Consider the following 25,465-nt stretch of genomic DNA (forward strand, 5'->3'; position numbering starts at 1 on the left):
GAAGCATTCGACGTAGAAGCATTCAACATCAGGGAGACACAGGCATGAAGATGAACGACTTGAACATGAAATCGCTGGGCTCGGCCCTGATCGCCCTCAGCGTGCTGACCGCCTGCGGCGGCGGCGGAGGCGACGACGGAAACGTGGCGGCGCCGACCACGCCGGCGTCCCCATCAACGCCGTCAACGCCCGCAACACCTTCAACACCGGCTCCGGCAACACCCGCGGAGAACCCGACGCCCGGCACACCCGCACCTTCCGGCCCCGTCGCATCGCCGGCACCCGTATCCGCAACGGCATCGATGGTCATGAACTGCCCCGAAGGCGCAGGATTCCAGTGCGCGGGCACCAGCATCATCCGCAATGACAACGGCGTCGCGCTGCTGAGCTCGGGCGTGCAGGTCTACGGCCGCTCGACCAACGATCTCGCCAATCCCATTGCCACCCCCGCCACCGCCACCGGCTTCACGACTGTTACCGCACCCACAGGCGTGGCAGATATCCGCGTCACCAAGGATCCAAACAGCACATTGGTGACCAATGCAATGGTGCTCAACAACTTCGGCATCTCCTGGGACAACAAGGCCGAGCGCCCGGTCATCGTGGAAACCTTCCGCACCGCGCAAGGCCGGGCAGGACTCACGGCCACCGGCGCCCTGACCTCGACGAACACGCTGCCGCCAGGCACCGATCTCGGCTTCTACAATTTTGCGAACCTCGGCACGGGCGCCACGCAGGCGAACTACGCGAACAATTCCTACTTCCCGCGCGCCGAGCCGGCGCGCTGCCCTGCCGGTGCAGCACCGGAATGCCAGACCGGCATCGAAACACGCCCCGTTGAACGCCTGGCCGGCAACTGGCGCACCGGCGGCACCGAGCCGGACTATACCCGTTCATCGCGCCTGCACAATGACGGCGACATCCATTCCGGCAATGCGCTTCCGGGCTCGACACCGGCATGGCTTGCGGGCGGCACGGGCATCGGCGTTCCCTTCCCCGGCTCCAAGGGTTATCGCGCGCTCGATACCTGGAACATGCGCTATGCGAACATCGGTGCCTGGATCACGCAGGATACGGTATCGATGGCCGAGTGGACCGGCGGCGCGGGCACCGACGAGCACAATACCAACCGCCGCGGCGTGACCGCATTCGGCCAGGTGACCGATCCGGCAACCGTGCCCACCACCGGCACCGCCACCTATACCGGCATCGTCTACGGCTGGTATAGCAACAACCCGGCGCTGGACCCCGACCCGTTCCGCGGCGCGGCCACCATCACGGTGGACTTCGCCACACGCCAGGTCACGCTGGTGTTCCAGAACACCGTGCGCAACGACGCCGCCGGCGCCGCCGTGCCGGCATCGTTCCAGAGCAGAGCGGCCATGGGCGCGGCAGGCACCAACGTTGCCAACTACCTGTCCGGCCCCGCCACCTCGGGCTCGCTCACCGGCACCATCGGCGGCCGCTACTTCGGCCCGGTCGCCAATGCCGGCACCGCAACCGCCGGCCCCGCCGAAATCGCCGGCACGATGACGCTGTCGAACGCCACCTCGGGCGTGTCGATCATCGGCGGTTTCATCGGGCAGAAGCGCTGACAGGCGTTGAACCGGGTCACCATCATTGCGGTGGCCCGGGTTCTTCTGCATCAAGCCGTTCCCTCGCCATGCGCGACGGAACGGCTTTTTCATGATGCACGCCGTGTGCGGCGGGCCGCTTGGGCATGATGCGGCCGGCCCACCGGATTTCACATGGAAACCAAAAAAGCTTCATTCCTCATGGAACCAGACTTGAGCGCTTGCCACTCATGCGAGATCCCTATGTAAAAGGGATGCGACCCGGAACCCTCGGGTTTCGGGTCAATACTGTTACGTTCATCTGCCACAGTGGAAAAGCGCAGTCCCATTTCATGCGCATGGGTTGGGATTGGTCTGCCGTTGCAGCCGCCATGTTCAACAAACTTCATCAGGCGCCCCTGTTCGCCATGGATTGATTTATCTTGACTGCCACGGCATTCGGCTCACCCAGGCCGCAGGTAAATCGATGAACACCGGCATGGGGATGGTGCTTGCGAAGCTCCTGCATGTTCGATCAGGGGCAGGAAGGCCGACGCCTTGGGTTGCGAGACAGAGGTAGTACCTTTGACGCGTGACGGCCGGCCAAACGTTACTGAGTTTTCCCTGAGAGACAACGATCATGAAACTAATAGCGCGACTACCAACACTTTTCGGAAATAATTCGTCACCCCCCCGGGCGCACGATGCCGCCGCCCAGCCCGGCAACGATACAGACTCCGCGAAGCGATTACCACCTCAGAATTCCTTACCCAATATCTTGCGCCGTACTGGTTCGAGACGCATGTCAAAGCAGGTAATCGAGATTTATGCACGCCATGAAAAGAGAAATGGATTAAAAAATTCCCAGTACCATCGTGAGCAATTACAAGAGTGGTTAAGCAGTACAGCAGAAACGTTCAAAAGCGGAAATTCGAAAGAGAAACTCGATAGCCTTACGTCTCTTATGAGATTATTCTGCCGCAAACCCGGCGTGAATGAGTCTTCGGGCCTAGATTTCGATCCTTGTTTTGAAGACACGCACGCTGTACTCAAGCAATAATGCGGGCAAAAAAATACCGAGATGCGCTGGCATCCCGGTACAGAATGTCTGACCTTCCTAGGGGTCGATTTCAGTGTAGCCCCGACTTGCTGACAAACTCTGCGAAAAATCAGTGTTTGCGATCACATTTTTCATGGCGAAGCATTTATGCAACATTTTTTCATGTTGCCATGGCATTGATGCAAACCACGCTGTCAAAGTGCAATAAATGATGCATGCAGGAAAAAACTTCCTACATTCTTCCTACTTTGAAACACTTTTGTCACCTTGCCGTCCCTTTTCCCCAAGGTACAGCCGCGGTTTTTCATGCTGTCATTACTGCAATCCGCACGTTGCATGAAGTGTGAAAAAGCTGCGACACATTTGAGCCGGAGCACACCGCAATGACGAAAAGTGGCGCTATGCTTAACCAGCATCCTGACATCAGTCTGATTGCGCAGTATCACTGGCATTGCTGTCTTTTATGCGAGGCGACTCAATTAAAAAGGATAAGAAATGAAATTGAAACATGCGTTCACCGGAGCATGCATTGCTCTGTCCATGGCAAGTGCGGCACAGGCTCAGGTTGGTTTCAATGCGATGATCGGTACGACAGGTGCCGGCCTGCACCTCAGCGTTCCCGTCATGCCGCAACTGGATGCCCGCTTCGGCGTCAACGGACTGAATTATTCACACAGCGGCAATACCTCGGATGTGGATTACGACCTGAAGCTCAAGATGCGCACGGTGGACGCATTGCTGGACTATTACCCCATGAGTACCGGATTCCGGCTGACCGGCGGCATCGTGTACAACGGCAACAAGATCGACGCCAACGGCGTACCTGGCCCGGGCGGCACTTATACCCTCAATGGCCGAAGCTATCCCGCCTCGGTGGTCGGCAACCTCAACGGCAAGATCGATTTCCGCAATGTTGCGCCCTACCTCGGCATCGGCTGGGGCAACGCCACTTCGCGCCGCCAGGAAAAAGGCTGGGGCTTTACCGCCGACCTCGGCGTGCTGTTCCAGGGAACACCCCGGACCTCGCTCAGCAACAGCGGATGCACGGCGCCGGTTCTGGTCTGTTCGCAGCTCGCTTCCGACATCGCGGTGGAAAACCGCTCGCTGCAGGAAGAGGCCGACGATTACAAGGCATTTCCGGTGCTGCGCCTCGGCGTAAACTATCGCTTCTGATTCCTGATTCGGCAGTCAGAGCCGGTCGATCTCGACGCAGGTGTTGAACACGTCGATCGACGTCTGATAGGCCGTTTTCATGATGCCGTAGCGTATCTGCGCGTATTCGAAAAGGAGCCGCGTCGTCACATGCTCCCTGCCTTCGGACACACGATTGAATGTGCGATATGTCCCGGTACGAAGGAAATTGCCGTCGCTGCGCCGGCTCGCTTCCGGGACAACAGCGGTCACTGCCCGAGCCACATCGGCGCAGTGCTCCTTCCAGGGCTTGTCGCCCGAATAGGCGTGCACCTCCCGCGGCAGCCCGCAGGCTGTCAGTGCAAGCATCAAGACTGGAAAGAGACAGGCAGAGATTCGCGGCATACGCAAAGCCGGGCGGCTTTTCCGTGTGGAACGACTCATGCTATCCGGAAGCGTCTACCTTATCAGTCCTTTTCGCATCTTGTTGCAATTGCTTGACCAACATTTACGTTTGGCCATTCACCTTGAAATGCGTCACCAGCTGTGCGAGCGTTTCCGACTGTTCCTGCATCGTCGCCGCGGCGGCGGATGCCTCTTCGACCAGCGCCGCATTCTGCTGCGTGGCGTTGTCGATGTGGACGAGTGCGCTATTGATGTTGCCGATGCCGGCGCTTTGTTCCTGGGTGGCCACCGTAATCTTTTCCATGATGTCGGTCACATGGCGCACGCTCTGCACGATTTCGTCCATGGTCGCGCCCGCGCGCTGCACCAGCGACGTGCCGTCGTTGACCTTGTCCACGGAATCATTGATGAGCGCCTTGACGTCGCGCGCCGCATTCGCCGAGCGCTGGGCCAGCGTGCGCACCTCCGACGCGACCACCGCAAAGCCGCGCCCCTGCTCGCCGGCCCGCGCCGCTTCCACCGCCGCATTCAGTGCGAGGATATTGGTCTGGAAGGCAATGCCGTCGATGACGGCAATGATCTCGACGATCTTTTGCGATGCAGCCTGGATGCCGTTCATCGTTCCGACAACCTCCGTCATCACTTCACCGCCGCGCAGCGCGGCTGATGATGCCGCTCCGGCCAGCGAATTGGCGTGCTTGGCGTTTTCCAGGTTCTGGGCCACCGTGGCGCTCAGCTCTTCCACCGACGCCGCGGTTTCCTCGACGCTGGCCGCCTGCTGCTCCGTACGCGCGGACAAGTCCTGATTGCCGCTGGCGATCTCGGCCGATGCGACGGCGATGGTTCCCGTACGCGCATGCACCTGTCCCACGATATTCGACAGCTTCCCGTTCATTTCCTTCAAGGCGCCAAGGAGCTGCCCGAGTTCGCATGCCGAGTTGACGGCAATGTCAGCGGTCAGGTCGCCGTCGGCAACCCGGCGCGCCGCCGCAACGGCTTCATGCAGGGGCCTGGTGATGCTGGCCGCCAGCGACCAGGCGCACATGGCGCCGAGGATCACCGCGCAGGCGGCGAGAACGATCAGGTAATTGCGGCTGCGGTGCTCGGTTTCCTCGACGGCGACCGCCATGTCGTCAAGGCTCTTGCGCTGCATCGCAAGCAGTTCGCCGACCAGGCCGATATAGCCTTGCGCCTTGGGCAGATAGCCGGTTTCAAGCAGCCTGTTGGCCTCGTCGATATTTCCGTCGGCTTTCAGCGTGGTCACCTGGTCGCGTACCGCCAGATAATCCTTCCTGACCTCGCCGATCCGCTGGAACAAGGCCTTCTCTTCCGGTGCGGCAATCAGCGGTTCGATCTTCTGCAGCAGGCTTGACGTGCTCCTGGTGATTTCAGCCGCATTGTCCTTGAAGAACGGTCCCAGCGAAGGGTCGCTGCTTTTCGCCACGGCCGTGGTGCGAATGACCGCCACGTTGATATTGCGGCTCCAGTCGCTGATGTATCGTTCCTTGGCCAGAGGAATCTGCATCATCGTTTTCGTGGCACTCGCCACCGTGTCGAGCTGAATGATGGCAATGCCCGTAATGACGATGCAGAGCGCGAAGACGGCGGCAAAGCCAAGGAACAGGCGCTTGCCGATTTTCATGCGGGAAAAGAATTGCATAAGGCACCTAGTAAAACTTGGCCGGTCGATATCAGGGAGTAGAAAAGAGGGGCTGCGGAGGGAAAGAGTGGAACGAGGACCGGCTTTTGAAAATGTTTCCCTAATGAATCTTTCTCAGGCGAAGGATAAGCAATATCTTCACGGCGGTCTAGCCGATCTTGAACAATGGCTATGCTAATGACCTAAAAACGACAGTTGCTGCGCTTTCAATATGAATAAATCGACTTCAGCACATCGGCATTAACGTGCAGGTCTTTAACGCCAGCCTGCACCATCATGCAACATGTTGCCATTCCGGCTATTGCGCGCAAGAGCCAAATATGGGATACATACTCCAAGGAAACTTTTTGTGAGAGCATGTCGCTGACCGGCATTTTGCCGTGCAGCGGTGCAAGAGATTCTACGCATATGAGCCAGGCCGTTCATCATGATCGCAGACACACTCCAAGGATTCCCCTGGAGATTCCGGCTCAGTTCATGCTCCAGCAGTCAGAACCGATCGTGGTGCAAACGGTAGATGCCTCGATCGGCGGCGTCTGCATTGCCACGTCCCAATTCGTCGTGACGGGAAGCCCCTGCATGATCGCTTTCGACCTGATGACGCAGGAAGGAGAAAAGCGCATCAATGCCTGGGGCGTCATTGTCGAGGTTACCCGGGCGGCCGAGGCGGATTACCACTGCAGGATTGCCTTCACCGACATGGATACGCGCAGCCGGTACTTCATGAGGCAGTTCACCAACGAAGGGACTTATACCAATCCCAAGGCATGACATGCCATGAGATCGTGTCTTTTTCCGCCTGCCCGCGTTGTGCTCGTCATCCATGGCACCGCCATGGATTCCTGATCCTGCAACCCCGGCCTTGCTAGCCGAAGAAATCCATCGTTCTCATCTGGCACGTTATACATCGGGATTGGTATGAGAGCGGTTGTCTTGACCGGCTTGGCTGATCACGGCCCGAAGCGGATTCAAGACTCTCCCAGCGGCCTCCATTCAAGCCCGATGCGCCCGCAACAACGTCAGATTTCGCCTCTTTGGCAAACATCCGACCTGTGTGCCGGGGAAACACCGGGCTGATACACCTTCACGGCATCATGCAGCGCCACGATGCGGTGCACTGCTTCACTGAGCTGGGCGGCGTTCATGGCATCGATGCAGTCCCGGATTTCCGCATGCAGGCGTTCGCTCGTGCGTGCATCGATGGAGCCGACCAGCCACTGATGATGATGCCGCGCTTCGCTCGGCAAGTCCTTCTGGCGCAGCCGTACCAGGGCCCGGTACGCTTCGATCAGCCGCAGTCTGATTTCACCCCGTTTCCGCAATGCACGCACGGCGCGCTGCAATTCATGCCACGCATCTGCCATTGTCCGGCCTCCCGACAATCGTTTTGCTTTTCATGGAAGGACAAATATATGCGGTGCAGCATAAATAGCCAATCCCATAAATATGCGTCAGGCGATAGACAAAACAAAGCCGAGGGCTCGCGCGCTCGGCTGAAAATGGTGCTGGCCTTCCTAGGGGCACTACTGATGTGTGGTGCCCTGGTGGCGATTGGTTCGGTCCGCAATTGCAAGGCTGCCCGGACTCCCGGATGTTTACGCCTTCGGCAGCCAGCGTTCGAACTGCCCGGGCTCCACGCCTTGCGGCGCATACCATTTCTTCTTCGCGGCATCCCAGCGGGCGCCCAGCGCCTTGGCTTCGTCCTTCTCGGCATAGGGTACGTTCAGGTAAAACCGGTCCGATCCGGAGGAAGAGGAGCGCGGCCGCTGGCTGCGCGGCGCCGGCTGCGCCTCGTTCTGCGAGGTGCCGGAGCCGCCCTGCACGTAATGCCACGCCACCCCGAATGCGGCTTCCACGACAGGGCGGGTTGTGCCGTCAGCCAGAGTTTCGATGTACTCGGTGCGCTCTTCGGCGACATGCATGCTGACATAGGGAGGATCGAAAGGTGGTGCGGAGACTGGCATGTCGAATTTTTCTATCGTGGAATGAAAAGGCATGAAAAGGAAATGGACCCGGGCCTTGCAAGCATGGTTCCTTGCAGGCAGGTTGCATCGGCCGGGATCGCCCGAGTGCGAAACTTTAGCCTGATTGTTGAATCAGCGCATCATCGATTTATGGGGCTGATGCGGCGGAAAGCTATCTCGACGCCACGCAGCGCGGTTCGGCCACGCTGCCGCAGCGCCGATTGTGATCAACATTGTCATGAACGGTTGAACACATCGTCGATACCTTTCTTCAGCATCCTCACTGCCTCGTCCCTGCCGAACTTCTGGATCATCCCGCCGAGATCGGTGAAGCCGTTGGCGCCGAGCGCCCTGGACGCCGTGCGCATGCCATGCACGATGGCCCGCGAATAGCTGTAGCGCCGGCTGGTATCGAGCATGACGAAGAAAGGCAGCCGGCCGAACACCGGCCTCGATCTGACATGCTGCAGCAGATCGAATACCGCGCCGCCGTCGAAATGCACGCCCGACACCACGATGTCCACACCGTCATCAAGAGCGGCCTTCGCGGCATCCAGGGTATGGCAGTAGACGATGCGGTAGGCATCGCCGAGAAAGGACTGGACGAGGGGAACGTCGTCCTCTCGTACCGCGATCAGCAGGGTTTGGGGGAGCGTCTGGTTCATGGGAAGGATTTGCATCGGCTGCAGCGCCGACAACCATTACATCACATGAATGCCATGCCGTCTGCCGTACCGTGCAGCAGGTCTGATACCGGCAATGGCAATCAGCCTCACCAACCGCAGAATGCTGCCTTCAGCGCTCCAGTCTCCACGATGCCTTGCTCGTGTTTCGCCGGATCATTCCGCCAACGTGTCCTGCATCGGCTTCTATCGAATCACTGGCAAATACTCCATGCCTTGAGACGTAATGCCAATCAGGTTTGCCTGGTTTTCCGGACTTTCGCTGAAGCCCACCAGAGCAGAGATGACCGTTGCGCGTCCGGACGCCATTTCATTCATCCACCAGTCGAAGCCCGCCTGTTCCGGCTCCCTGTGCAATGCATTGTTGTACAGGTGGGTAATCAATTCCGAATGGCTTGGCGTCACACCGTACAGTGCCTTGAATTCCGGCGAATTGGTGAATCCCGCTGCAGCATCGGCCAGCATTGCACCATGCTCCAGATAATCGATCCAGTAACCCAGGCCGCTCTCGTCCGGCTTGCGATTGAAGGCGGCCTTGTAGAGGCGGTACGCCTGCCCCGCAATGCCTTCGGTATCGAAAGCCACTGCCTGATCCCGAAAATAAATGCGCTCGATATTGACCAGCGTGTCCCGGCCTTCGGCTCCCGTCTTGTCGGAAACCAGGATGGTGTCGCCGATGCGGCTGATGACGGATTGTGCGCGCGTGCCGGAATAAGCCACGATATCGAAGCCGAGGCCGCCATCGACGGTGTCATTGCCCATGCCCGGCGTGAAGCGGTTGCTTGCATCGTTGCCGGTGATCTGGTCGGCATAGGCGGACCCGATGACATTCTCAATGGTGACGCCGAAGGCAATCGACACATTGCCAATTGCCGGCGTAAAACCGTTGGCAAGTTTGCCGATCGAGCTGAGTGCGCCATCCTTCAGGTTGATCTTGCTGCCGGCAGTGACGGCGGAGACGTCGATGGTGTCGTTGCCGCCGCTGTCGTTGATCACTTCCAGCCTTTGTCCGGAAGCATTGACGAAGGCATAGGTATTGTCCCCGGCGTTGTAGGCCTGCGCTCCATACAGGTACTGCAAGGAAAGAATGTCGTAGGTGCCGTAGAAGGTCCGGTTCTGTCCCTGGCTGACCCCGTTGTAGGACATGACGGTATTCGACTCGGAGTCCTCCGACTGCCCGAGAAAGTTGCCCGGTTCCGAAGTGGGCGCCGAGCCTGCGTTGTAATTGCCGGGATGCTTGAGCCCGAGCGCATGTCCTATCTCATGCACCAGGGTCGCGTAGGCATAAGTGCCAGGCTTCACATTCCCCAGGTTCGACGCATTGTCGCGGTTGATATAAATATCACCGGCATCCATGCCGATGACGGGATCGGGGAAATAGGCATATCCGTCCGAAGTCGATCCTTGCGAATTGTTGCCCAGGCGGATCGAGCCGTAGCTATAGGCGCTATCGGCAACTTCCTTGAAACTGATATTGAACTGCGCCTGGATGTCCGCGAAGATCTGCCTGACTGCGGACTTCTGCTCGCTGGTAAAAGACAGGAACCCGATCTTGTTGCCGTAAGCCGTATAGACGGGCGCGGCCGACATGAAGCTGTAGGTGACTTCTACAGGGGTACCGGGAGCGCCTGCCCTGTTCCACCGATAAGCCGAATCCTCAAGCAGCACATCGATACGATAGTCGCCGCTGATGGTGTTGCTGATGATTGTTGACTGCGAGGTCCCGGTGACACTGGGCATGATACCTTCCGACAAAAAACCTGCGTCCGCAGACGCATCGGAAAACATGCCGATGACGATCTCCGAACATGCGTTTTCCGTTCAGAAATTTTACGTCTCGCCATTCTTTTATGCCAAGCATGTCGGAGGTTTGATGCGAGAACGTCAACGCCAATAAACAACAGCATGATGCAATAAAGCATGACGAGCAGGCTGATATCCGTGGGAGGCAGCCTCGTCAGGAGAGTTTCGTCGTGCCAATGAGCCATGTCATATACGTCTGCCCGGAAACATGAGCCCGCACAATATTGGTGCCCGGCACGATGCGACCATTACCTCAGGACTTGTTGAGTCCTTCATACGCATGCAGTGATGCGCGATTGCGAGGCGAGCCGCTGCCGTGGCAGCTGCTGTTGCCGCTTCCGTGATTGCGCTGCTGCATGCGTGCCTTATCTTTACGAGGGAGACCTGACTTAATGGCTACAATCAATTTACTCGCCCCATCCGCCGCCAACATTCCGGGCGCATGGAAAGGCGCGGTCACCAGGACTACGCCGACCGAAATCGTTATCAGCGACGGCACGCATACCATCAGTTATACCGGAACCTTTCAATACAATGCAGGCGCGATCGCAGGCGGCACCGTCACAGGTTATGACGTGTATCAGGGCACGCAACTGACCGCTCGCGCAACCGGCATCTCCGCCAATGTGACTCCCATCGACAATGTTCTCGGAGGCGGCGACGTCGGCGAATCGTATGCCTACACGCTGGCGGCAGCCGACACCTTCACAGGATCCGCCGGCAACGACGTCATTCGCGGCTACGACGGCAATGACACGATCAACGGCGGTGCCGGGATCGACACTGCAGTGTTCTCCGGCAACCGGGCCGATTACACCATCATGGCCATCACCGACGGCCCGACCATCACCGGCTACTCGGTTCACTCCAGCGCCAACAATGAAGGTACCGATACGCTGGTGAACGTCGAGCGCCTGCGCTTTGCCGACACGTCGGTAGCCATCGACATCAACGGCAACGGCGGACAGGCCTATCGCCTCTATCAGGCTGCATTCGACCGCACGCCCGACAGCGCCGGCCTGGGCTTTCACATCAGGGGACTGGACAACGGATTCAAGCTGGCTGACATTGCGCAGAACTTCATCGACAGCCCGGAGTTCGCGAGCCGCTACGGCAATCTGGATAACACCCAGTTCGTCACCCAGCTCTACCGCAATGTGCTGGACCGCGAGCCCGAAGCCGCAGGGCTTGCATTCCATGTCAATAACCTCAACGGCAACGCCTTGTCGCGCGCCCAGACCCTGGCCAACTTCTCCGAATCGCCGGAGAACCAGGCAAACCTGATCGGCGTCATTCAGGACGGCTTCAGCTTCACACCGATCATCTGATCGGTTGGCGGCAATCCGGGCATCCGGATCACACGCATGCCGGTCGTCTTGCAGATCGGCATGCGCGCAACAACCCATGCGGCCTCAGCGCGGCCGCGAAGCGCTCCTCAAACGATGGCAGGCTCACGCACAGCAATGACATGGCCGGGCGCCTGGAACAACATCACTCCCGCCGGCCGGAATCCAGTCCAGCCGAAACGTCACACGCATGACCGCGGATGCATGCTCCGGCTGCATGTCACCATACGACCCGCTGCACTGCGCTCTTCCTTGACCTATCGATGCAGGTCCTCACAGCCAGGCCGAAAGCACTTTAAGCAAGCAGTCATCGCGATGCGTTAACACGCAATGCCGCTTCGACGCTTATCAAGCTGCAACTTTACCTATTTCGTAATATTATCTTGCGCCTCTTTCACTTAACGAGAGCGTCTTTCCTATGGATGCCTCGCTTGATGAAAAGGCAATATTTTCGCTCGATGCAATGTTCCTCATCCACAGAACCGAGGACGCCTCCATGTAGGTCATTTTCTCTTGTCGCCTCTTTTTGCCAAGCAGCATGTTATTTAAAAAAAATCAAAATCAAGCGCTGTCCGGGTCAAATGAGCGCGTCGTCAGCCCACAGGCAAGGAAGCGGCTGATCACATCCAAAGGTGCGGCGATCGTCGCGGCGCTTCTTATCTCCTTGTTCATGATCTGGGTGACCTACCCCTCGAGCTTCCTGAATGGCCAGGGGGAATACTTCGAAGGCGGCGATGCAGCTCAGCATGTGACCGGGTGGCTGTTCTATGCGCATGATGGCTGGCACTTCCCCTTGCTGCATACCGTTCTTCTGAATTTTCCGCATGGCACATCGATTGCCTTCACAGACAGCATTCCACTGGCCGCCCTGCTTTTCAAGCCGTTTGCAGCCTGGCTGCCGGAGCAATTTCACTACATAGGATGGTGGCATGCAGTGGCTTACCTGGTGCAGGGGCTGGGTGCCGTCGCACTCATCAGGGCATTGGGCGTACGTCACCTTCCCGGAGCCATTGCGGCGGTGGCAATGTCTACCATGTGGCCGACACTTTATTGGCGCATGGGACATACATCATTGATGACGCATGGTCTCATCCTGTTTGCGCTTGCATTGTATTTTTCCGGGCGCAAGGCGGGCGACAACACGGCGCGGATCGGGCTGCTGTACATTGCCCTTTCGGTCACGGCATTACTGATTCACCCGTACCTGTTCGCCATGTGCTACACGATCTTCATTGCTTACCTCGTAGATCAGGGCTTGAGCGGCAAGGGATGGAAGAAACAGGGCGGGCTGTTTGTCCTGTCCCTGGCCATGATTGCGCTTGTCGGCGGCGTACTGGGTTATTTCAGCCACGGCAACACAGTGACATCCGGCTTCGGAGAATATGCATTGAATCTTGCCGCGCCTTTTTGCGGCGGCACCCTGATCGAGTGCCCGATCAGGGGACCTTTGATATTCGGTGAAAGCTTCACTTACTTCGGAGCCGGCGCATTGACGATCATTCTGGTCGGAATTGCCGTACGCCTCAGCACCTCCATTTCCCTGCTAAGGCGTTACCCGGCACTGATCGTTTTGATGGTTCTGTTCCTCATCTATGCGATCTCTCCGACGGTTCGCTGGGGATCTTACGTTGCCGTCCCCCAGCTGTACAAAATACCTGCCTCGCTCGAAACGCTGACGGGAACCTTCCGTGCGGGTGCGCGCTTTTTCTGGCCGGTCGCCTACCTGATCTTCTTTGGAGCACTCGCAGCGGTGCTTCGGGCATCTTCCTTCCTGGCGGCCGCCGTACTGATCGTCGCACTGCCGTTGCAATGGATAGATACCAGCTACCTGCGCTTCACCGTGAGAAGCCTGGCTTCCGGCCCGGCGCTGGACAATCTGGCGAATTGGAATGCCGTACTGAAGGATGTGAGCGCGATTCGCCTTTATCCCGCCTACACATGCGGCGATGTGTCGGACAAGGAATACGTGCAGGCGCAGCGCATCGCCGCCTATTACAAGAAAACACTCGATACAGGCCATATCGCACGACTGAAGGTGGATTGCGAAGCCAATGACAGCGAGTTCAAGGGACCATTTACCGCCGGTGAGTTATACATGCTTCCGCTCAAGCAATTGAGAACGGTGCAGCTGAAACTGCCTGTCGGGTTCCACGAAGCGGCAAGACGCAGCGAATGCGCAGAGACAAAGCAATTTATCCTGTGCAAACCGGGAACCGACGCCGCCTACTGGGCGGACAAGAAAATAGAGGCACGGCCGATTTCCGCTCTGGAGGCCAACTCCGTGCAGTGGGATGCAGCGCAATTGCCAAGCAAAATCGGCCGTGTTTCCGGCACCCAGCGTCAGGCTGACGCCTCCGATGGCGCAGGGTTTCTTACATTCGGTCCTTATGCAAAAGCGGCTCCCGGCACTTATCGATTCAAACTGGTTTACGATAGCGCCCAATCTTCGGAAACCAGGGTCGGCCGGTGGGATGTTGCCATCATGGATGACAAGGCTACGCTGACACCGCTATCCCAAGGCGACCTGTACGGTTCAGCCGGAGTGAAAAAAGAAATATCAGGCGAGTTCGTCATTGAGGCCAATGCTGCCCGAAAAGTCGAAGTCCGCACGTATTTCAATGGAGCACATGATCTGCGGGTTCACCAGCTGACGATAACCCGTCAAGGCCTGGATGCTTCCAGCGCCCAAATAAAAGAATAGAAGAATGGCCAACAAACCTTTAGTAAGCCTCGTCGTTCCGCTGTACAACGAAGAAAGGCATGCCTACGACAATCTGCGCGCGATCCTTTCGCTGGCAGAAACCTCATGGGTCGATTTCGAACTGATCGCGGTCGACGATGGTTCCCGCGACATGACCGTGAAAGAAGTCGAACGTGCATCGGCACAGGATTCGCGCATTTCCGTCATTGCGTTCACACGCAACTTCGGCAAGGAAGCCGCCATTCATGCCGGGCTGGAACAGGCCAGGGGTGAAGTGGCGATCGTGCTCGATTCGGATCTTCAGCATCCGCCCGCGCTGATTCCGCAAATGCTGGAACTCTGGCGCGGCGGCGCCTTCGTGGTCGAGGCGGTGAAAAGCCATCGCGGAGTGGAAACCTTCTCGGGCAAACTATTTGCCAAGACGTTTTATTTTCTCTTCCGCCACCTCGCCGGGCTCGATCTCGCCGGACACTCCGACTTCAAGCTGCTCGACCGCAAGGTCATCGAAACCTATCTCGCCTTCCCCGAGCGGCACAGGTTCTTTCGCGGCTTGATCGGATGGGCGAAGTTCCCAAGTGCGCAAGTTCCGTTTTCGGTACCAGAGCGCGCGGGCGGCGGAAGCCAGTGGAACAAGCTCAAGCTCATCCGCTACGCGATCAACAACCTGACGCATTTTTCCAGCCTGCCGTTGCGCCTGGTAACCTACATCGGCCTGGGCACCCTGTGCATAGGCGCCGCAGTCGGCATCGTGAGCCTGGCGCAGAAATTCCGCGGTGCGGCGATCGACGGTTTCACCACCGTCAATCTCCTGGTCATTCTCATGGGCGGAGCGATCCTGCTGGGGCTCGGCATCGTCGGCCATTACCTCGCTCTCATCTACGATGAAATCAAAGGCCGGCCCAGCTACCTGATCAAGCCCTGGAAAAAGGATTCTTCCAATGAATGAGCCGCTGATTGCCTTCTTTGCGGTGCTTTGCAACGTAACGGCACAACTGAGCATGAAATACTCCAGCCATGAAACGCTGGCCAACAAGTGGAGTTACCTGACGTCTCCCTGGCTGCTGCTGGCAGTGGCCCTGTACGGCCTCAGCTTCCTGCTGACGATACGGGTTTTTGCGGTGAACCCCTTGAGCGTCGCATCGCCGACGATGGCCGGCGCCACCTTCTTCCTGATCGCAACCAGCAGTGCGCTCCTCTTCGGAGAAAGCTTCGGCCTGCAGAAGGCGGCCGGAATCCTGCTGATTTTCGTGGGAATATTTTTTCTTACCCGGTCGCAGTAGGATCGCTTGCTTCCCCCAGCATGGAGATGTGCATTGCGCATATCGGCCTGACCACGAAAGCGCATGAAGCAGAAAGCAGAAAGCCGAGGAGCTTGCGCGCCTCGGCCTCAATCGACTTCCTAGGGTCTTGTCGCCACTTTACGACAAGACCCTATCTAAGGCTTGCCTTTTCGCATTTTGTTTCATTTGGTTTGCATAAGTCAGCCCGGCCCTTTTACCGCAAGTAGCATTGCATCGGCTGTGCATCATCAAGCAACAACGGCACATGCGGCTTGGCAAGAAAGGGCACCGAACGGGCAGCAGCAGCACCGCCACGCTGCTCGAATCTCCAATGCGCAAGCATCACGGATTTTTGCGTTGCCCAGGCTTTTCGACCAAGTGCGGCGTGGTATGCTTTCCCTCAATCAACAAGAGACGGGGACGGAGCCAAAGCGGCCTGACCAGCGCAGGCATGACATGGAAAGTGGAAACGATTTCCAACCCGCCCCCGGATTCACCGAGCACACGAAAAAGCAACCCGCAAGCCCGCAATCATGGCTGTCGAAGTCAATACCCGCACCACCTATCCCTATACCGCTGTATCGCTGATCGTGGTCACTTTCCCGGACGGCCATAAAGTCGCCGGCACCGGCACCATGGTCGGCCCCAACGATCTTCTGACAGCCGCGCATGTCGTCTACAGCCCCGACCACGGAGGCTGGGCATCGGCGCTGAGCCTCTACCCCGGCGCCGATTTCAACGGCACGACCGGCCGCATCGAAGACGCCCCCTATGTTGTCGAGAACTTCCGCTGGCAGCTCGACGGCTGGCCGGCTCAGGCTTTCTCGGACGACAGCAACGCCACCTTCCGCTATGAAGAATCTCAATACGACGTGGCGGTCATCGGCTTGAGCAAGGCCATCGGCATGCAGACCGGCTGGTTCGCCCTGGCGCGCGGGTACAACACCGCACAATGGGCAAGCGTGCTCGGCTATGCATCAGGGACGACCGGCCTGATGAGCGGCAAGGCATGGGTCACGCGGGAGACCTCGACATCGCTGTATGCCGCCTCGGCCGGTCCCGGCACGGACCTGCTGGGATCGGGCAGCTCCGGCGGGCCGCTGTATGTCATCGACGGCAACGGTCTTCCATCGATTATCGGCGTCAAGAGTGCCGGGACGGCATCCACCAACATCTGGGCGGATATCGACCTGCTCCACGACCGGCTGCTTGCCGCCATGTCGCGCAATGATGCACTCATCGATGGCGCGTATCGCTGCAAGAACATTCCCGATGCGGATGCCACCGCAGGACGGCTGTTCAGCCTCGCTCTTGCCGCCGACACATTCAAGAGCGGCAATGCCGGCGGCCACCTCGCTTATACCGCGACACTGGCAGATGGCTCGGCGCTTCCTTCATGGCTGAAGTTCGATGCGGCAACAAAGGCGTTTTCCGGCACGCCCGCATCCACCGACAGCACCGGCATGAGCGTGCGCGTCACCGCCCGTGCCGCCGATGGCTCCTCGGCCTCGGACGAGTTCCGGATCTCGGTCGGAAGCGCCGGCATCGATTACACCGGCACGCCAGGCAGTGATCGCATCGCCGCGCAGACCGGCAACGACATGATCGACGGCGGCAGCGGAATCGACACTGTCGTTTTCGCGGGCAAGCGGGCCGCCTATCAGATCAGCACCGGAGAATGGGGAATTGCGGTCAAGGACACCACCGGCACCGGCGGAGCCGACAGTCTCGTCAACATTGAAAGACTGCAGTTTGCCGACAAGACTATTGCCTTCGACACTGGCGGAAATGCCGGCCAGGCCTACCGCCTCTACCAGGCCGCCTTCAACCGCACGCCCGATACCGGCGGCCTGAGCTTCCAGACCCGGGCCCTCGACGCCGGCTGGAGCTTGAGCGACATCGCCCGGAACTTCATCGACAGCCCCGAGTTCTCCGCCAGATACGGCATGCTCACGCCTGCCGAGTTCGTCACCCGGCTCTACGCCAACGTACTGCTTCGCGCTCCGGAAGCCGAGGGGCTGGCCTTCCACCTGAACAACCTTGCCAATGGCATGTCCTGGGCGCAGACGCTCGCAGGCTTTTCCGAATCGCCGGAGAACCAGGCGGCGTTGATTGGCGTGATTCAGAACGGCATGGAATTGATCGTTTGAAGCCGGCGTTCCGCGTTCTGCCCGACCGCCGGACAGGTGGCCGGCGTTTCAACCAAAGTACGCGACATACCGCTGAAACAGCTGCTCGACCGCAGGCTCGTAATTCTGCAGCTCCTCCTCCGTTCCCGGCGAACGCCAGTCGTTCTTCCAGGTCACCGTTTCGCCGCTCGGCACAACGATGGCGCCGAGCGCATGCCCGTCAGGCTGGTAGTCGCATCCGAGTGCCCAGGCAAAATCCCGCCGATATCCCTTGCGCACATTGCCAAGGCCGAAGTCGAGAATCAGCCTGTCATTGATTACGCACATCGCATGGCCATCGATCTGCCCCGGCTTGGCGAAGCCCTTTCCGCCCAGGCTGTAATGCACGTTCGGCGCAGTCACTTCCACATGTCCCGATTCCACGCGGGCATCGTAGCCATGCGCCACCGCTACCCGCTTCACCAGCGAAGCCATCAGGAAGCACACCGCGCCGAAATTGTGAAGGTAAAGCCAGCCGAGGTCATAGAAATGGTCATAGAGCGAGTGTGCGAAGTGGCTCAGCTCGGCATCGCCGCAGCGAACCAGCAGCTGCTCGTCGCGCAGCTTCTTGCGCAGGATGAACAGGCTCTCGAACTTCCTCTGGTAGCCGATCAGGATGGCGACGAAGCGCTCGCTGAGCACCAGCGTCGCCGGCGCATTGCCCGAGCCGATCGCGTACTCGAGAAAGCCCGCCTGCCGCATCTGCTCCAGCGATGCATCGATGGTTTCCCTGGCATGAGGAAGGCTCTGGTACAAGGCCTGCACATCGAGCGGCAGGCCGGCGAAATGGTCGTTGCCGAGTTTCAGGAAAAGATCGTATCCGACGAGCGAGGTCGCGGTGGGAACATGCTGGACGATCCAGTTGCGGACGTCGGCCATGCTTTGCAGCAGGGTAGTGAAGTTTTGAATCGGCATGAAGAACTGCGAAGACAATTTGGAGGGCCAGCATTATCCTCAATCCGGCCCTTGCCTGCAGTAACGAATTGTAGCCTTGGAGAAATATCCGGCAGGCGCTTGCGGTCCGTCCTGGCTTGCCTCAGCCTGCTTCCGGGTACTTCAAGCCGTCATCAGAACAGCCTGCATTGCGTGCAGTCGGTGCATGCCGCAGGCCCCTGGTCCTCCAGCCCGGCTTTGCCCTCCTTGCGCCGCATTGCGCGGCACGCCGCCTGCTTTTGCCGCGTGGGCGCAACGACCGGCTGATACGCCTGCAGGGCATCATGCAGGCTCACGATGCGACGCACCGCCTCGCTCAACTGGCCCGGTGTCATGGCGGCGATCTTGTCGCGGATCTCCCCGCACACGCGCTCGGGCGAGCGCGTATCAATGCCATGAACCAGCCATTCATGCTCATGCCGGACTTCGCCCGGCAGGTCTTTCCCTCTTATCTTGACCAGCGCCCGATAGGCCTCGATTAGCCCGGGCCGGATCTCCCCGTTTTTCCGCAGCGCCCGTATCGCCTGCTGGGCCTCATGCCATGCATCCGTCATTGTTCCTCCCGAGAACAACCGTTTTGCCTTGTTATGCTTTGTTACGCCTTGCTTCGTTCTGCGTTGTTGTATTTCCGAAATGAGTATAGCCGCGTAAAAGTCTCGTAAAACATCAGCGGCGGAATAATTTTTCTGCAATTCCAGCCATGCGCATCAGCCGCATAGCAGGCGCTTACACCTGAATCAGCACGGTATGAAAAGCCGGATGATTGCGGATATAGCCTGACTGGATCCGGCTGAACGCATCTTCCAGCATCTTGATCGACACCGGCTCGTGCGCATGCACGAAGACCCAGTTGTTCGGGCGCCGGGTATTGCCCTGCGTGTCTTCCTGAAAGCACAGCAGCAGCGGCTGGCCTTCATGATCCAGGCCGAAGGCATAGGGTTCGACGGTGCGGCTGTATCCGGCGTAGTAAAGCTTGAGCTTGCGCTTCTGCGCAATGGCTTGTTCGATGATGCTCGACATGGGTGGCTATTCCTTGGCTACCTGATCAGCAATAGTTTCCGTTAGCCAAGGGTGAGCAGCAATCCCATATACATGTGAGCTATACGCTTCGATGTCAACTTATACCAATTCTAAGTCATGACATGCCGAATGAGATCGATGGATTTTTTCGACTGGCAAGGCGCGGGATGAGTCCATAGCGGGGCTATGGATGACGAGCGCAACACGGCCAGGTGGAAAAAGACGCGATCTCATGGCATGGAATGATTTGGGATTGGTATTAGTGGATGCAGCTCTCGCATTAAAAGGACAAAAAAACGACGTATGCGCGGGAGGGAGCCGACCCTCAGCATCCCATAAATATGGGATTGAGGTGTGGCAATAAAATCAAGAGAATCACAGACATCAATCACTTATTGGTTACTCTCCCATACTGGCCTTTTGGTCTTTAAGCATCGACGTCCCTTTCCGCTATTTCCCGCCAGTTGTGGCCGTCCTCTGGTATGCCACCACTTCCAACTAACTATCCGAAAGAACAATAAATGGCTACCGTAAAACTGGGCCCCGCTTTCAACATCACCAATCCTTCCACTTATGACGTGGACGACATGAGCACCGGTGTCACACGCACCTCCAGCGCCACTGGATTCAGTATTTCCGACGCTCTCGGCAACTCCGCGACCGTAACAGGTAACGAATTCCGCTACGGTGCGGACGGCGATTGGATCGGTGGAATAGCGCACAGCCTCACAATCCGGAAAAGCGGACAGGTGGTTCTGGAGGCGACAGGCTTGTCCATCGACGGCAACAGCAATGCCTATGACACGGGCTTCGGCGGCGAAGCGCCTGGCATGCAAGCCGAGGTAGCGTATTGGTTCCGCGGCAATGACACCATCATCGCCACCGCCGGCAATCAGTACATCAAGGGCTTTGGGGGTAACGACATCATCCAGGGCGCGGCTGGAAACGACATCATTGACGGCGGCGCGGGTACGGACACGGCTGTTTATGCGGGCAGCGCGGCAAGCTATCAGATCCTCAAGACTTCCAACGGCTACCTGGTCAATGGCGGTACTGAAGGCGGCGATACACTGTTCAATATCGAGCGCATCAAGTTCGACGACAAGACCATTGCCTTCGATACCAGCGGCAATGCCGGCCAAGCCTACCGCCTCTACCAGGCCGCCTTCAACCGCACACCGGATACCGGCGGCCTGAGCTTCCAGACCAAGGCGCTCGACGACGGTTGGGGTGTGGCCAGCATCGCCCAGAACTTCATCGACAGTCCGGAGTTCTCCAGCAAATACGGCGCATTGAACAATACGCAGTTCGTCACCCAGCTCTACGCCAACGTGCTGCACCGTGCTCCTGAAACCGAAGGGCTGAACTTCCATGTCAACAATCTTGCCAATGGTATGTCCCGCGCCCAGGTGCTGGTCGGCTTTTCCGAGTCGCCTGAGAATCAGGCGGCGATCATTGGTGTGATTCAGAATGGGATGGAATTGATCGGCTGATTGCTGTTTGCCGATAAGCTGAGTGGTAGCGTCAGCGCTGCTCTTCGTCAAGCAATGCCAAGCCTTCCTCATGGAAGGCTTTTTTACTCGTCTAGCATTAGCCCATAAGGTTCAAAAGAATTTCTCGGTAATATTGTTTGCACTAATCATCCTCCATACGGCAGAAGGCCGAGGAGCTTGCGCACCTCGGCTTTGACTGAAATTCCAACCGCTAAATTATGACAACAACCCTACCAAGGGACCGTGCCGTTCTGCGGCGTCGGAACGTTGCTGGTGAACCTTAGAACATGGAGCTTGAGCGTGTAATTACCTTTCATGTCCTGGTCCGTAACGATGGCCGGCCGCCCTCCAAGATTCATTACGACGCCTGTAGTCGCACTTGGTAGAAGCGCCCGCACTTCCTGCGAGATATCCACCATCCTGCCGCCGCAGTCGTTCAGGTACACGCGCAGCTTCTCGTTATTGACCGCATCTCCACGCATGACGATGTCAACACAGCCATCGCCGTTCAAGTCAGTAGGATAAGCATGCCGATAGCCGCCCGAAACTGTCATATCTGACACCATGCTGTTTCCAAAGAAGTCCGCCGTCTTGTCAACGAAGAAAAGCTTGCCCATGTTGATGAGAATCTGCGTCTGCGAGCCTGTTTTGAACTGTCCCTTTGCATCCAGTCCGTACTGGTGGTTCTGAATAATTAAGTCGGGACGCTTGTCGCCATTCATGTCGGCAACCGAAATCTGCTTGACGGCCAGGTTATAGCAGTTCCATGCCGTTGCATTGGCCGCCTGGTCCCAGCAATTGCGCTTGGAAAAGGCCCCATTCGGCAAAGCCTGAGCCGTCGCATTCGCAAAGCTTCCCTTTGCATCCTGCTTCAGGACATAGCTCCCGTGTTTATTGAAGCCAAGCTTTTCAGACGTCTCGTGATAACTGAAGCTTGTACCGAGTATCAGCTCGTCAATGCCGTCCCCATCCAGATCGGCACCCGCTGCTGCCGTCACCGGCATGTCGGCATCGGGATACCATCCATTCAGATCCGTGGATGGCAGTCGCAGCCAGGCCGGCAGTCGTTCCTGCAGCGACTCGAACTGCCCGCTTGCATCAATCCTCGCCAGTACGGACGGTCCATTGATAAAGTCGCCGACGAATGCCGCCTTATACGGCGTGTCCGCAAGCTTGACCGAAGCGACGCCATGCGCCCAGTTCCATGTGCCAGCCCGTGCCGTGTTTGGGAGCTGGCGTTTGACGTAGCCGTCGCCCTGACTGAGGATGGCATAGGTAGGCTCTGCTGGGTTGCCGTGCGAATCCGGACCGTTGCCGCCCAAAATGGCATCAGCCTTGCCGTCGCCGTTCAGATCGCCGAGCGAGTTCATCGTCTCGGCGAAATACATGGCCGGCATCCCTCCCTCAACCAGCGCGTCCGCATTCTCGAACTGGCGTCCCGTCCAGCGCAGCAGCATCTGCGGCCCACGCGCATAGATCTCTTTCTTGAAGAGATCGTACGACCAGTCCGGATAGACCATGCCAAAAACGATCAGGTCCGCACCCGTTTGAATCTGTTTGATTTGCTCCACCGACTGCATCCAGGGAATATGGGTCTTGCCGACGGCAGCAAAAGTAAATGCGTCGGGAATGACTTCCACATAATCTGCCAGAGAACCGTTCGGCTTCCCCGGCAGGAAGTCGGTGACCTTCGCCGGAACATATGCCATGCCATGTTGAATTTCGTTCAGCACCTGTCCCTTGTTCTCGGGCGATTCCGAGAAACCGATCAGAACCTGCGCCCTTGTCAGCCGTCCGCTTTCAATATTGGATACATGGAAATCCAGTCCCTGCGCCTCTGGTGCCCGTTTAAGAACATTCTTGTATAACCGGGTGACGAATTGCCGATTGTCTAGGCTGCCGTACCGAACTGAAAACTCGGGGCTGTTGATAAAGTTTTGCGATACTACCGACAGACTCAGCCCGGCCAACTCGATGGCCCCGATCTGATACCCCAGCCCGCCCTGGTCAGGCTCGCGGTCAAATGCCGCCCGATACAAACGATAGATCTGCCCGGCCGCTCCCTCCGTATCCAATGCCACCGAAGTGTCGTTGAACCTTATGCGTTGGACTCCGGGTGCAATGTGGCTTGCGATACCGCTGATCTTGTCCGTGACGACATATTGACCGTTCTCGCTGGTGATTGCGTAGTCGGCATACCGGCCTGCGAAGAAATCAGCATTGACGACAACAGAAGTGGAAAATTGCCGGGATACGTTTTGGTTTTCGGAACCGATATCGGTTGAATCACCACACCCAGTCAGAATGGTGGCGAGTGTTGCAGCGACGAGGTAAATAGGGGAACGAAGGGTAATACGCATGGAAAATTTAGCGATTGATATTTCCCAAGAGTAACAAATCGGCGGGAGTCTTTGTATCTTTTGTAGCAGTCACTTCTCTAGCAATAAATTTCGCTCCCTTTGTCTGGCATCGGCATTTCCATCGTCCTTCCTACAGGCGAAAAAAACCGAGGTACTTTCGTACCTCGGCATAAGTTACCGCTGGCCTTTCTAGGGCGTTGTTTTAGTGCAGTCGGATGCTCCCTCGCCGCAATTCAATCTGCAATCTGCGTTGCGATAGCCCGGTAAGTGTTTTCTAATATGGCCGTAAATCCATCCACATCGCACAAGGGGGATGCTCGCATACGATCACGCATGCCGGAACGCAAATCCTTCAGTCGTGCCGCATCGCCAGCCAGTCCGCAGGCAATCGTCACATACTCATCCGCGCTGGACGCTGCCAGTTCCGCCAAGCCAAGGGCGCTTAGAAACGCATAGGTCTGCCGGCTCACCACTTGCGCCTGCGGCCACGTTACGACCGGCACGCCCATCCACAGCGCCTCGCAACTAGTTAGCCCGCCCGTGAATGGAAAAGGATCGAGCGCGATGTCGATATCCGCATATTCCTTCAACAGGTCCGCATGGAATGACGCGCCGCGCAGCTCGATGCGCTCAGGCTCAACCCCATGCGAAGCGAACGCCTGGTGTATGGACGCGCGCAAGGCCTCGTCCTGAAACGTGCGCCATTTCAGTATCAGGCGCGATGACGGAACGGGTGTGAGAATCCTTGCCCACAGTGCAATAACGTTCTCATTCAGCTTGGCCGTGTTGTTGAAGCAGCCGAAGGTAATGAAGCCGTTCTTTTCGAAGGCCGGCGGCGCTACCTCGTCCGGCGCGAACGGCACCGGCACATAGCAGAAGCGCCCCTGCGGCAGGCGCACGATAGGCTCGACGAACTGAGCTTCCGTGCCCGCCAGCGCATGCCAGTCGTCCAGCAGTACCGCATCGATCACCGGCAAGCCAGTAGTGGCGAAATAGCCGAGCCAGCTCAACTGCACCGGCGCGGGCCGATGCGCGAAGACGGTCAGCCGCGAGCCGCCGGTATGCCCCGATAGATCGACAAGCACATCGATGCCGTCCTGCCGGATTTGCGCGGCCAGCACCGCATCATCCATTGCGGCAACATCGCGGAACTGGCTGCTATTGCGAATGGCCGCCGTTACCCAGTCGTTCACGCGGCCTGCGCTGTACGCATAGGTAATGACCCGGTCAGCATGATGGCGGGCGATCACGTCTTTTACGAACAGACCGACCGTATGCTGGCAGAAGTCGGCCGATAGATAACCCACACGCAAGGGCCGCGATACGTCCAGCTTCAGCACCGGACGCGGCCGCATGCCGCCGGCCCGTAATATTGCCCACTCGCCCCAAACCCGCGCCTGCTGCAAGCGTTCCGCTTCCGATACGGCGGGATGGTATTCCAGGCTGGTGAGCAGGTTTCTTCGTACCACCGGGTTGTCGGGCAGACGCGCGAGTAGAACCGAATAGAGGCGGTAAGACTCTGCATGATTGCCTTCCGCGCTGGCGATAGTGGCCAGCTCAAGCAGGGGCCGCACATCGTTCGGTGTCAAGGTGCAGACATGGCTGATGCAGCGCCGGGCGGAGGAAAGCAGCCCTGCGGACGATAGCATTGCGCCGACCGTTAACACTGCCTCGGCATTTGCTGAGTGCGCATTGAGAATGCCTTGACAGGTATTTAGACAAAGTTGGAATTGGCCTTGTTGTGCGGCGGCTTGTGCCAAGTTGAGCTGGGACTTCCAGTCTTGCATTGGTTGATTATGTGAGATGGCAATGGAGCGGAGGCTGAATGGACAGCAGCATAGTCTACTTGTGCGCATGGGTGATGGACTTGCTTGCCGCGCCGTAAACAAAAAAAACCGAGGGGCT

Annotated in this window: 20 protein-coding genes; 9 read left to right on the top strand and 11 right to left on the bottom strand. The window is 58.1% G+C overall.

All coding sequences use genetic code 11. From position 1 onward, the window contains the following. Positions 1 to 44: 44 nt before the first annotated feature. Together IGW03_RS20450 and IGW03_RS20460 are read left to right on the top strand one after the other, a co-directional pair. Positions 45 to 1,595, top strand: a complete 1,551-nt coding sequence (locus IGW03_RS20450) for a hypothetical protein (protein ID WP_194724383.1) — start codon at positions 45 to 47, stop codon at positions 1,593 to 1,595. A 1,513-nt stretch (positions 1,596 to 3,108) separates the two neighbouring features. Beyond that, positions 3,109 to 3,786 (top strand): hypothetical protein, encoded by a 678-nt coding sequence (locus tag IGW03_RS20460; RefSeq protein WP_194724385.1) that lies wholly within the window; start codon positions 3,109 to 3,111, stop codon positions 3,784 to 3,786. Positions 3,787 to 3,801: 15 nt separating this feature from the next. Here the strand turns inward: IGW03_RS20460 and IGW03_RS20465 are convergent, their stop codons facing one another. After that, entirely contained in the window at positions 3,802 to 4,113 is a 312-nt protein-coding gene (locus IGW03_RS20465) for a hypothetical protein (protein WP_194724386.1), read from the bottom strand. A 139-nt stretch (positions 4,114 to 4,252) separates the two neighbouring features. Continuing rightward, positions 4,253 to 5,809, bottom strand: a complete 1,557-nt coding sequence (locus IGW03_RS20470; RefSeq protein ID WP_194724387.1) for a methyl-accepting chemotaxis protein — start codon at positions 5,807 to 5,809, stop codon at positions 4,253 to 4,255. Between the two features lie 408 nt (positions 5,810 to 6,217). Between IGW03_RS20470 and IGW03_RS20475 the strand changes: the two genes are divergently transcribed. Then, the gene (locus IGW03_RS20475) at positions 6,218 to 6,580 is read left to right on the top strand and encodes a PilZ domain-containing protein (RefSeq protein ID WP_194724388.1); all 363 of its coding nucleotides are present in this window, start codon (positions 6,218 to 6,220) and stop codon (positions 6,578 to 6,580) included. Between the two features lie 248 nt (positions 6,581 to 6,828). On the opposite strand, the gene IGW03_RS20480 is transcribed toward IGW03_RS20475, so the two are convergent. The 4 genes from IGW03_RS20480 to IGW03_RS20495 all read right to left on the bottom strand — a co-directional run bounded on the left by IGW03_RS20480 (position 6,829) and on the right by IGW03_RS20495 (position 10,196). Further along, complete coding sequence (locus tag IGW03_RS20480; RefSeq protein WP_194724389.1) at positions 6,829 to 7,173, bottom strand: hypothetical protein; 345 nt, start codon at positions 7,171 to 7,173, stop codon at positions 6,829 to 6,831. Positions 7,174 to 7,404: 231 nt separating this feature from the next. Continuing rightward, positions 7,405 to 7,773: a DUF5710 domain-containing protein gene (locus IGW03_RS38205; protein ID WP_228535841.1), complete on the bottom strand. Its 369-nt coding sequence runs from the start codon at positions 7,771 to 7,773 to the stop codon at positions 7,405 to 7,407. 236 nt (positions 7,774 to 8,009) lie between these two features. Further along, positions 8,010 to 8,438 (bottom strand): hypothetical protein, encoded by a 429-nt coding sequence (locus IGW03_RS20490; protein ID WP_194724390.1) that lies wholly within the window; start codon positions 8,436 to 8,438, stop codon positions 8,010 to 8,012. Between the two features lie 204 nt (positions 8,439 to 8,642). Continuing rightward, positions 8,643 to 10,196 carry a DUF4214 domain-containing protein gene (locus IGW03_RS20495; protein WP_194724391.1) on the bottom strand — a complete coding sequence of 518 codons (1,554 nt, stop codon included), beginning with the start codon at positions 10,194 to 10,196 and terminating at the stop codon, positions 8,643 to 8,645. 455 nt (positions 10,197 to 10,651) lie between these two features. Between IGW03_RS20495 and IGW03_RS20500 the strand changes: the two genes are divergently transcribed. The 5 genes from IGW03_RS20500 (at position 10,652) to IGW03_RS20520 (ending at position 17,736) form a co-directional block, all read left to right on the top strand. Continuing rightward, positions 10,652 to 11,587, top strand: coding sequence for a DUF4214 domain-containing protein (locus IGW03_RS20500; RefSeq protein ID WP_194724392.1), 936 nt, complete (start codon positions 10,652 to 10,654; stop codon positions 11,585 to 11,587). A gap of 556 nt (positions 11,588 to 12,143) precedes the next feature. Next, positions 12,144 to 14,306, top strand: a complete 2,163-nt coding sequence (locus IGW03_RS20505) for a DUF6311 domain-containing protein (RefSeq protein ID WP_194724393.1) — start codon at positions 12,144 to 12,146, stop codon at positions 14,304 to 14,306. 4 nt (positions 14,307 to 14,310) lie between these two features. Then, on the top strand, positions 14,311 to 15,252 hold the full coding sequence (locus IGW03_RS20510) for a glycosyltransferase family 2 protein (RefSeq protein WP_194724394.1): 942 nt from the start codon (positions 14,311 to 14,313) through the stop codon (positions 15,250 to 15,252). Then, complete coding sequence (locus tag IGW03_RS20515) at positions 15,245 to 15,586, top strand: DMT family transporter (protein ID WP_194724395.1); 342 nt, start codon at positions 15,245 to 15,247, stop codon at positions 15,584 to 15,586. Before IGW03_RS20510 ends, IGW03_RS20515 begins: the two co-directional genes overlap by 8 nt. Before the next feature lie 533 nt (positions 15,587 to 16,119). Next, on the top strand, positions 16,120 to 17,736 hold the full coding sequence (locus tag IGW03_RS20520) for a DUF4214 domain-containing protein (protein WP_194724396.1): 1,617 nt from the start codon (positions 16,120 to 16,122) through the stop codon (positions 17,734 to 17,736). 48 nt (positions 17,737 to 17,784) lie between these two features. Here the strand turns inward: IGW03_RS20520 and IGW03_RS20525 are convergent, their stop codons facing one another. The 3 genes from IGW03_RS20525 to IGW03_RS20535 all read right to left on the bottom strand — a co-directional run bounded on the left by IGW03_RS20525 (position 17,785) and on the right by IGW03_RS20535 (position 19,707). After that, positions 17,785 to 18,669 carry a hypothetical protein gene (locus IGW03_RS20525; RefSeq protein WP_194724397.1) on the bottom strand — a complete coding sequence of 295 codons (885 nt, stop codon included), beginning with the start codon at positions 18,667 to 18,669 and terminating at the stop codon, positions 17,785 to 17,787. A 152-nt stretch (positions 18,670 to 18,821) separates the two neighbouring features. Then, the gene (locus tag IGW03_RS20530) at positions 18,822 to 19,241 is read right to left on the bottom strand and encodes a hypothetical protein (protein WP_194724398.1); all 420 of its coding nucleotides are present in this window, start codon (positions 19,239 to 19,241) and stop codon (positions 18,822 to 18,824) included. A 172-nt stretch (positions 19,242 to 19,413) separates the two neighbouring features. Further along, positions 19,414 to 19,707, bottom strand: coding sequence for a hypothetical protein (locus IGW03_RS20535; protein ID WP_194724399.1), 294 nt, complete (start codon positions 19,705 to 19,707; stop codon positions 19,414 to 19,416). A gap of 521 nt (positions 19,708 to 20,228) precedes the next feature. Here IGW03_RS20535 and IGW03_RS20540 point away from each other — a divergent pair. Beyond that, on the top strand, positions 20,229 to 21,200 hold the full coding sequence (locus IGW03_RS20540) for a DUF4214 domain-containing protein (RefSeq protein WP_194724400.1): 972 nt from the start codon (positions 20,229 to 20,231) through the stop codon (positions 21,198 to 21,200). 230 nt (positions 21,201 to 21,430) lie between these two features. Here the strand turns inward: IGW03_RS20540 and IGW03_RS20545 are convergent, their stop codons facing one another. Beyond that, positions 21,431 to 23,560 carry a DUF4214 domain-containing protein gene (locus tag IGW03_RS20545; protein ID WP_194724401.1) on the bottom strand — a complete coding sequence of 710 codons (2,130 nt, stop codon included), beginning with the start codon at positions 23,558 to 23,560 and terminating at the stop codon, positions 21,431 to 21,433. A 233-nt stretch (positions 23,561 to 23,793) separates the two neighbouring features. After that, positions 23,794 to 25,209 carry an O-linked N-acetylglucosamine transferase, SPINDLY family protein gene (locus IGW03_RS20550; RefSeq protein ID WP_194724402.1) on the bottom strand — a complete coding sequence of 472 codons (1,416 nt, stop codon included), beginning with the start codon at positions 25,207 to 25,209 and terminating at the stop codon, positions 23,794 to 23,796. Positions 25,210 to 25,465: the final 256 nt, after the last annotated feature.

The sequence above is a fragment of the Noviherbaspirillum malthae genome, from assembly GCF_015352985.1.
GTDB classification, from domain to species: domain Bacteria; phylum Pseudomonadota; class Gammaproteobacteria; order Burkholderiales; family Burkholderiaceae_D; genus Noviherbaspirillum; species Noviherbaspirillum malthae.

Excerpts from the sequence above, each read along its gene's own strand:
- IGW03_RS20450 (WP_194724383.1), top strand. The coding sequence starts at position 45 with ATGAAGATGAACGACTTGAACATGAAATCGCTGGGCTCGGCCCTGATC.
- IGW03_RS20460 (WP_194724385.1), top strand. The coding sequence starts at position 3,109 with ATGAAATTGAAACATGCGTTCACCGGAGCATGCATTGCTCTGTCCATG.
- IGW03_RS20465 (WP_194724386.1), bottom strand. The coding sequence starts at position 4,113 with ATGCTTGCACTGACAGCCTGCGGGCTGCCGCGGGAGGTGCACGCCTAT.
- IGW03_RS20470 (WP_194724387.1), bottom strand. The coding sequence starts at position 5,809 with ATGCAATTCTTTTCCCGCATGAAAATCGGCAAGCGCCTGTTCCTTGGC.
- IGW03_RS20475 (WP_194724388.1), top strand. The coding sequence starts at position 6,218 with ATGAGCCAGGCCGTTCATCATGATCGCAGACACACTCCAAGGATTCCC.
- IGW03_RS20480 (WP_194724389.1), bottom strand. The coding sequence starts at position 7,173 with ATGGCAGATGCGTGGCATGAATTGCAGCGCGCCGTGCGTGCATTGCGG.
- IGW03_RS38205 (WP_228535841.1), bottom strand. The coding sequence starts at position 7,773 with ATGCCAGTCTCCGCACCACCTTTCGATCCTCCCTATGTCAGCATGCAT.
- IGW03_RS20490 (WP_194724390.1), bottom strand. The coding sequence starts at position 8,438 with ATGAACCAGACGCTCCCCCAAACCCTGCTGATCGCGGTACGAGAGGAC.
- IGW03_RS20495 (WP_194724391.1), bottom strand. The coding sequence starts at position 10,196 with ATGCCCAGTGTCACCGGGACCTCGCAGTCAACAATCATCAGCAACACC.
- IGW03_RS20500 (WP_194724392.1), top strand. The coding sequence starts at position 10,652 with ATGGCTACAATCAATTTACTCGCCCCATCCGCCGCCAACATTCCGGGC.
- IGW03_RS20505 (WP_194724393.1), top strand. The coding sequence starts at position 12,144 with ATGTTATTTAAAAAAAATCAAAATCAAGCGCTGTCCGGGTCAAATGAG.
- IGW03_RS20510 (WP_194724394.1), top strand. The coding sequence starts at position 14,311 with ATGGCCAACAAACCTTTAGTAAGCCTCGTCGTTCCGCTGTACAACGAA.
- IGW03_RS20515 (WP_194724395.1), top strand. The coding sequence starts at position 15,245 with ATGAATGAGCCGCTGATTGCCTTCTTTGCGGTGCTTTGCAACGTAACG.
- IGW03_RS20520 (WP_194724396.1), top strand. The coding sequence starts at position 16,120 with ATGGCTGTCGAAGTCAATACCCGCACCACCTATCCCTATACCGCTGTA.
- IGW03_RS20525 (WP_194724397.1), bottom strand. The coding sequence starts at position 18,669 with ATGCCGATTCAAAACTTCACTACCCTGCTGCAAAGCATGGCCGACGTC.
- IGW03_RS20530 (WP_194724398.1), bottom strand. The coding sequence starts at position 19,241 with ATGACGGATGCATGGCATGAGGCCCAGCAGGCGATACGGGCGCTGCGG.
- IGW03_RS20535 (WP_194724399.1), bottom strand. The coding sequence starts at position 19,707 with ATGTCGAGCATCATCGAACAAGCCATTGCGCAGAAGCGCAAGCTCAAG.
- IGW03_RS20540 (WP_194724400.1), top strand. The coding sequence starts at position 20,229 with ATGGCTACCGTAAAACTGGGCCCCGCTTTCAACATCACCAATCCTTCC.
- IGW03_RS20545 (WP_194724401.1), bottom strand. The coding sequence starts at position 23,560 with ATGCGTATTACCCTTCGTTCCCCTATTTACCTCGTCGCTGCAACACTC.
- IGW03_RS20550 (WP_194724402.1), bottom strand. The coding sequence starts at position 25,209 with ATGCTATCGTCCGCAGGGCTGCTTTCCTCCGCCCGGCGCTGCATCAGC.